Origin of the sequence: Kitasatospora sp. NPDC056181 (assembly GCF_042266225.1) — a bacterium.
Lineage (GTDB): Bacteria > Actinomycetota > Actinomycetes > Streptomycetales > Streptomycetaceae > Kitasatospora.
The window spans coordinates 1-7457 of record NZ_JBHJUK010000161.1; the positions used below are offsets into that span (position 1 = coordinate 1).

The window sequence follows — 7457 nt, forward strand, 5'->3', positions numbered from 1 at the left end:
GTGAGGCTGCGCCCGTAGACGTCGAATGTCGCGTTGCCGACGTGGGCATAGACGGCGTTGCCGGCCTGGTCGAAGCGGTCAAGGACCTGGTTGCTGGTCGGGTCGCCGGCGGCGGCTTGGCCGAAGGGCTTGCCGTCGTAGAGCGTGCGGGCGCCGGACAGCGTGTTGGCTGCTGTGGCGTTTCCGGAGCAGGATCCCTGGAAGGCGGTCTTCTCCGACACCAGGGTGAGGAGCAGCGTACTGGCGCTGGCCGCGTAGCCGGTGGTGGTGCAGATCTCCGGGGTGGCTGCGGTGCCGTCGCCCTTGTCGTCGACCTTGATGACTCGGTTGCCGTTGGCCGGCTCCGTGGTCGTGACGACCGTGGTTGTACGCCAGCTGTCGTTGGCGAGCTTCGCCTTGGTGATGGCAGTTGTCTCGGAGTCCGGCCGCCAGGCGAAGATCTTTGGCGCACCCGCGCTCTGGGCATGGGTCGCGGAGACGGTCTGCCCGTTGTAGGTGCTTCCGGAGACCGATGTGAGCGTGCCGCCGGCCTGGTCGTAGAGCTCGGTGGCGACGATGCGGCCGGCGAGCTGGTTGCTGTCGGGGACGGTGCCGCCGAGCGGGCTGGGGACGTCGGTGTCCTGGGCGGTGCGCTGGCTCGTACCGTTGGCGAGGTAGTCGCCGAGCATGCCGCGCAGGTAGGTGACCTTCTGCTGGGTTTTGGGTGCCTCGCTGGTGTCGCCGCTGCCGGTGGTGGTGATCACCGACTGGTAGCCGCGGAAGCTGTCCCAGGTGCGGGTCTTGGGGTCGGTGAATTCGGCGTCGTTGCGGTGCCAGGCGGCGCCGCCCCCGTAGGTGTACTCGGTGGTCTTGGAGACGTTGGGGGTGCTGACGAGGTCTTGCTCGACGACCCTCTTCACGAGGGGCTTGTCGAACCAGTCGCTGACCGGATTGCTGGAGGACTGTCCGGGCAGGTACCACTTGACGGGTGTGCAGGCCATCGAGTTGTTGTCCTCGGAGGCCGGCATGTGGTTGTTGACCCGGGAGCACTCGGGGTCGGTGTAGGCGACGTTGATGCTCCCGCCCATCTCGGTGGTGATGCTCTGGATGCGCGGACGCATGAACATCGGCGAGGCGGGGACGAGGCCGTCGATGCGGTTGGCCCGCATCTTGTACTGGAAGCTCACCGGCGGCAGGTTCGTGATCTCCGCCTGCCCGTTGCTTGGCACGCGCTGCACCGAGTCCAGCTGCAGGAGACGCTTGGTTCCGTCCCCGGGGTCGGCGAGCTGCTGGGTGAGGTTCCAGGTGTCGACGGTGCGGTAGGCGGAGTTGACCAGGACCTGGGTGGTGATTGCGGTCAGACGCTTCGTGGTGAAGAACGTCGGCGCGACATTGACGCAGGTGGCGTCGGTGCAGATCTGGTCAACGGGCGTGTCGGGCCAGGAAGTGGCGTTCGCCGTGGTGCGCTGTGCCTCGGTGCACGTGATTGCGCCGCTGGGTATGCAGCGTTCCACGGCGGTGAAGAGGATCTTTGCCGCAGGGTTGGCGCTGCCCTTGGCCGCCTTCTGTTCGTCCAGGCGCTGGCCGTAGGCGATCTCGGTGAGATAGCCGGCGCGCTGGTAGTCCGTGAGGGTGCCGTTGCCGCCGTTCTGAACAGCGCCGCGCTTGTACTTGTTGCCCTCGGCAGCGTACTTGTACGTGGTCAGGTTGCCGTGCGGGTCGACGACGTAGTCGAGTTGCCAGCGCCACGCCATCTGGCACCACGAGTTGTTCCCGCTTGCGGCCTTGTAGCAGGGGTCGCCGTTCTTGGGGGAGTAGACCGGAGCGGTGAGGACGGAGTTCGTGGCTGGGTCGCTTCCGTCCCCGCCGGGCAGGTGGTTGAGGCCGAAGTAGTACTGAACGCCGTCGGGCGTGGTGATCCGCCAGTACTCGTCACGGTACTCGATGCCGTTGACCGTGCGCGGAGCACTGGTGACCTGCTCGACCTTGGTGCCGTCGTCACTCTCCATGTGCCAGACACCGGTGGCGTCGTCGCGCACGATCGTGCCCGAGTGCCCGCTCAGGGAGAGGGAGGCGTTCTGCCCGCCCCAGCACTGGTCCGCGGAGCCGGTGATGCCGGCCTTGTCGCAGGACTTGTAGGAGCGTTCGACGAAGCCGGGCGCGTAGCCCCAGCCGTCGCCGATCCAGGAGGGCTGGGCATTCGTTGAGGAGGTCTTGCCGTCCACGTCGGCCGAGTTGTAGCCCAGCGCCACCGACGGGGCCGTACCGCCGAGCGATGGCGGGACCTGAATCGGGTAGCTGTAGGTGAAGTTGCCCGCGTTGGCCCCGGAGGTCCAGGCCGACGACGGGGTCAGGGTGCTTGCGGTGTAGTTGCCCAGGGCGCCGGACGGTGACGGTGCCGCAGCGAGTACGACCGACCCGCCACCGGTGCCACTGCCAGTGGTGGCAGCCGACAACGCAGGCGTTGTCGGCGTGGTGAAGGATGCCTTTACCACGCCGCCCTGGTTCTGCTGGACGGCTGTCCTGGGGGGCAGGGTGACCTCGGCGGTGACCGCGCCTCGCCCGTCAGCCTTCGCCTGCACCGGGGTCTGGGTACGGCATTCGGGCAGATCCGGCGTGGTCAGCGCACACGCCGGAAGGGCGACGATGGCGGCCCGGTCGGACCACCCGGCTGCCTGAAGTCCCTTCAGGTCCAGGGTGACGCTCGCGGCCCGGCCCTTGTCGGTAGCGGGCGCTTCGGCGTCGGTCAGGGCGATGAGGGGACCGGTGACGCCGGCGGCCTTGCCCCTGTCCTGCTCGGTCACCTGGACGGTGACTGAGTGCGCGCTCTCGCCCGTGTCGGCGCCTGGGGCTACCTCCACGGGCAGGGCACCCGCCTTCGCGCCTGTCGCACCGCCGGAGGCCGGTGAGGCGCCACCGGTCGCCCTGCGGGCGGCCTGTGCCTCGGGGCTGTCGGCCCCCAGGGTCACCGTCGCGGTGCCGGTCACCAACGGGACTGCGGACTCCGGCTTCCACGCGGGGGCCTTGGCTGCGGGCGTGGGCGTCGTTTTCTCGGCGTCGTGTCCCGCGACCGAGACGGTCACGTTGCCCAGCGGCGTATGCGGAGGAGTCCAGACCTTCCCCTTGGGCTTGGGGTAAGTCCACGCCAGCGCCGGGGGAGCGGTCAGTCCCGTCATTGCTAGGGCAACCACCGCTGCCACCACCGGTGACCGCCACCGGCCTCCTGGTGATCTCCAAGCCCGTTTACGGGCAGACCGAACCATCGTCACTTCTCCTCGTTGATAGGCGACATGGCACCAAGAAGACACAGGCGTGCCATGATCGATGTGACGATAAGTGAAGAGTTGAACACGTCGCCAGTCTGTTCGATTTAAGTATGAGATTTTTGCGGAACCTTGACTTTGTGATCCGTGGTTGTCCGGACATATCCAGGCGACTTGGTAACCGGTTTGACCTATTGCCAGGTCAGGCCACATCGTTCCCATTCGAACGCAGACGGCTACCGGCGTCTGCCGAGCGGGAGGGATTCACAGAAGGACCATGTCCACCACATCACGAGTCGTCACAAACGTGGCACCGCCGCCTTCCATACGCAGGCGCGCCCTGCGCCTGGCCGCACTCGGGACCGGGTGCGCGCTGAGTCTCGGGTTGCTCGTCGCGCCGGGCGTGCTGGCCGCGGAACCCGCCGCGACGCCGACCCACGGACCGGCTGGCGGAGTGAAGCCGCTTGTCCCGTCCAAGCCGGTCCCGCCCCGTACGCCCCAGCAGCAGGCGATGGTCGATGCCGTTGCCAAGGCGAAGTCCACGGGAAAGTCGGTCGTCGTCGATGCCATGACGGACGAGGCGTCGAAGACCATCGCCAACCCGAACGGCACGCTGACAACGACGGACAACGCCCTTCCGATCCGGGTGAAGCACGACGGCGGCTGGGCGGATCTCGACTCCACCCTGCGTCAGAATCCCGATGGAACCGTCAGCCCCGCCGTCGCGAGTACCCCCCTCACGCTCTCCGGCGGTGGCAATGCTCCGATGGCCACCGTCGCGACCCCTGACGGCAAGAAACTGTCCGTCGGCGCGCCGTTCGTGTTGCCCAAGCCGACGCTGAACGGGGACACGGCCACCTACACGAACGTCCTTCCCGGCATCGACCTCCAGGTGACCGCGCTTCCGGTCGGCGGCTGGCGAGACGTGATCGTCGTACGGACTCCCGAGGCCGCCGCGAATCCGGCGCTGAAGACCCTGCGCTTCCCGATCACCTCCGAGGGCCTGACGGTCGCCTCGGACGACAAGGGCCGTATCGACGTCAAGGACGACAAGGGCAACCTTCGCTTCCGTTCACCGGCCCCCCTGCAGTGGGATTCCTCCAAGCCCGCGGCCACCGCATCGGACAGTGCCCCCACGAAGGTCAAACTGGCCTCCTTCTCCGCGGCGGCTCCGGTTTCCGACGCGGTAACCACACCCGCCGGGGCAGCACCCTCGACCGCCGAGGCGCCGGGAGACGGCGCAAACGTCGCCTCCATCGGGAGCAAGGTCACCGGCGGTGCGATCGAGCTGACACCCGACCCCCAGGCCCTCGCCTCCGGCACCGGCCCGTGGTACCTCGACCCGACGCTCACCGCCGTCACCAGCTACACCGCAAGCTCGGTCGAGGTCCAGGAGAACCACAAGGACGCGAAGAACTGGAACACCAAGTCCAACCTCGCCACCGGCTTCTGCGGCTACCACAGCTCCGACCCCGGCCAGGACTGCGGTAACGAAGGCCGACAGCGCGCCTACTTCCAGTTCAACGTCAACCCGGCTATCTACACGATCCCCCAAGGTGCTGAGGCACCGCCCACACTCTTCACCTCCACCCTCAACGCCCAAGTCACCGGTGCCTCCAGCCCGGGCACCCCCACCAACCTCGGCGTCTACTGGGCCCCCACCGGTATCGACGGGTCCACCAACTGGTACAAGCAGCCGTGCGGGGACAACGGCAACGCGGTCATGAACGGCTGCACCTACGTTGGTGGCCAGCCCATAACCGGCACCGGCCCGATGTCGGTCGATGCCACCAACATCATGAAGCAGGCGGCCGCCGGTAGGTGGCCCACCTGGACCATCGGCATCGCCCCGAGCGACACCGAATGGAACAAGCTCTACCGGCACTACATCGCCAGCAACCCCAGCGTCACGACGACCTACGACATCACCCCCACCATCTGGTACCCGCGAACCACCCCCACACCGGGCTTCGCGAGCAACAACAGCCAGGCCGCCTGCACGAGCAACGGTTCGAACCCCTGGGACAACCCCGGCTGGGTCGGCAACAACCAGGAGATCTACCTCACCGCCAACAGCTGGTCACCCACCGGTCAGAACCTCTACACCGGCTACCAGATGTGGGACGACAACGATCCAGGCTTCAGTGCAACCCCCGGCGACTGGGGCCGCAGCTACAACGACCCCGGGCCCATGAAAAGCGTGGGATCGCTGTCCGACGGTCACCAGTACGGCTGGCTCGCCCGCGCGACCGACGACCTCCTCACGTCGCCCAGCAGCGCCTGGTGCTACTTCCGCGTCGACAGGACCAACCCCCGCATCAGCATCAGCTCCACCGACTTCCCGCCTTCGGGCACGCCCAACCCAAGCCCGGCCAAGTACATGAACGACGCGGGCACCTTCAGCCTGAACGCCGAGGACCTCGCACCCGGTGCCGGCCTCCAGGCCTCCGGCATCGCCTGTGTGCGCGTGAGCACCGACCCGACCCCGGTCGTCGGCTGGAAGTGCGACTCCAGCACCTGGCGGCCGGGCGACCAGCCCTACACCTACACATCCCACCGATGGGGTACCAACACCCTCTACGCCTGGGCCATGGACAACGCCGGCAACTACAGCCAGCCGGCCGTCTACAACTTCTACGTGCCCTGGAAGCCCGGCACCCAGCCCCTCTTCGGTGACATCGACAACGACCAGAAGCCGGACGTCCTAATCGCCGACAAGAACGGCGACCTGCGCGTCATCGGCGGCACTACCGACCCCGGCGCATCCACCGCCGTCGCGCCGGCCGCCGCCGCGCCCGGCAACCTCACCTACGGCGCCACCTGGGCCGACTACCAGCTCAGCCACCACGGCAGCCTCACCGCTGGGCAACCCGTCGACCAGATCATCGCGCACTACACGGGCACTGTGGCAGCGTTGAAGAGCACGCTCTACGTGATCCCCAACGACGGCACCGGCCGCTTCGACCAGAGCCAGCCCCTGACACCGGCCCGCCCCACCACCTGCAAGATCTACGCCACCACCACGGCCTGCGACGGCTACAACGCCACCGACTGGAGCACCGTCTCCCAGGTGATCGCGTTCGGCACCCCCAAGGGCGAGGCCGTCGGCCCCAAACCGGGGGACCCGACGAAGACCGTCTTCACCACCCAGACGTCCATCATGACGCTGGAGAACAACAATCTCTACGTCTTCACCCCGGCCGGCAACCTCCTGAGCAGCGCAACACTCATCCCCACCGCCTCGGGCAGCTGGAACGACCTCGAACTCATCAACCCCGGCGCCGCGAACGGCCCAACCACCAATCCCATAACCAAGGCAACCACGAATCAGACCACGCTCTGGGCCCGTAACCGCACCACAGGCGACCTCTACGCCTACCCCCTTGGATGGAACGCCGACGGCACGGTCGACTACTCCTCCCTGACCAAGCCCGACTCCGGGTTCCTCATCCTCGGCGGCGCCGACTGGACCGCCACGGCCCAGCCGAAGGTCGGCGCCAGCGACCTCAACAACGACGGCTACCCCGACGCCTGGGCAGTCGACAACAACAACGCCATCACCGTCTTCCCCGGCAAGAGCAGCGACGGCACCAGGAACAAGGTCGACGGCTTCAACCCCTGGCAGCTCCTCGGCTACGCCGACGCGAGCGTCTCCATCCGTCCCAACAGCGCCGGCTGGCAGTGCATGGACGCCGAAGGCGGCCCGAGTGCCGGCGCCACACTCGCCATCTGGGGCTGCTGGAACACCGCGAACCAGCGGTTCAACTTCGCGGCGGACGGGACCATCAGGGCCAGCAGCTACTGCGTCTCCACCAAAGACGACGCCCTCGGCGATGGCACCCCCGCGGTCCTCGCCCGGTGCGAAGGGAAGAACGGCCAGAAGTGGGCCGTGCGCCCCGACGGCCGCATCTATCTCCCCGCGACGGTGGACGCGAGCAGCCCCAACGGCCGGTGCCTCGAACTGCCCGGCTGGGCAACCGCCCAGGGCACCCGCCTCGGCATCTGGAACTGCCCGGGTGTCCAGCTCAATCAGCAGTGGACGCTCAACCCCGAACGCACCCCCTGAGGCCAACGACCTCACCGAACAGCAGATGATGTAGCACCCACACCACCGGGTGTGCCCCCCCCCCCCCCCCCCCCCCCCCCCCCCCCCCCCCCCCCCCCCCCCCCCCCCCCCCCCCCCCCCCCCCCCCCCCCCCCCCCCCCCCCCCCGCA

At 67.9% G+C, this 7457-nt stretch carries 1 protein-coding gene and 1 pseudogene; one reads left to right on the forward strand and one right to left on the reverse strand.

Annotated elements, in window-relative coordinates:
* Window positions 1-2840: pseudogene (locus ACFC1F_RS37100) on the reverse strand (hypothetical protein); the annotation flags it as partial.
* Between the two features lie 913 nt (window positions 2841-3753).
* Here ACFC1F_RS37100 and ACFC1F_RS37105 point away from each other — a divergent pair.
* Window positions 3754-7308, forward strand: a complete 3555-nt coding sequence (locus ACFC1F_RS37105; RefSeq protein ID WP_376165228.1) for a ricin-type beta-trefoil lectin domain protein — start codon at window positions 3754-3756, stop codon at window positions 7306-7308.
* Window positions 7309-7457 lie beyond the last annotated feature (149 nt).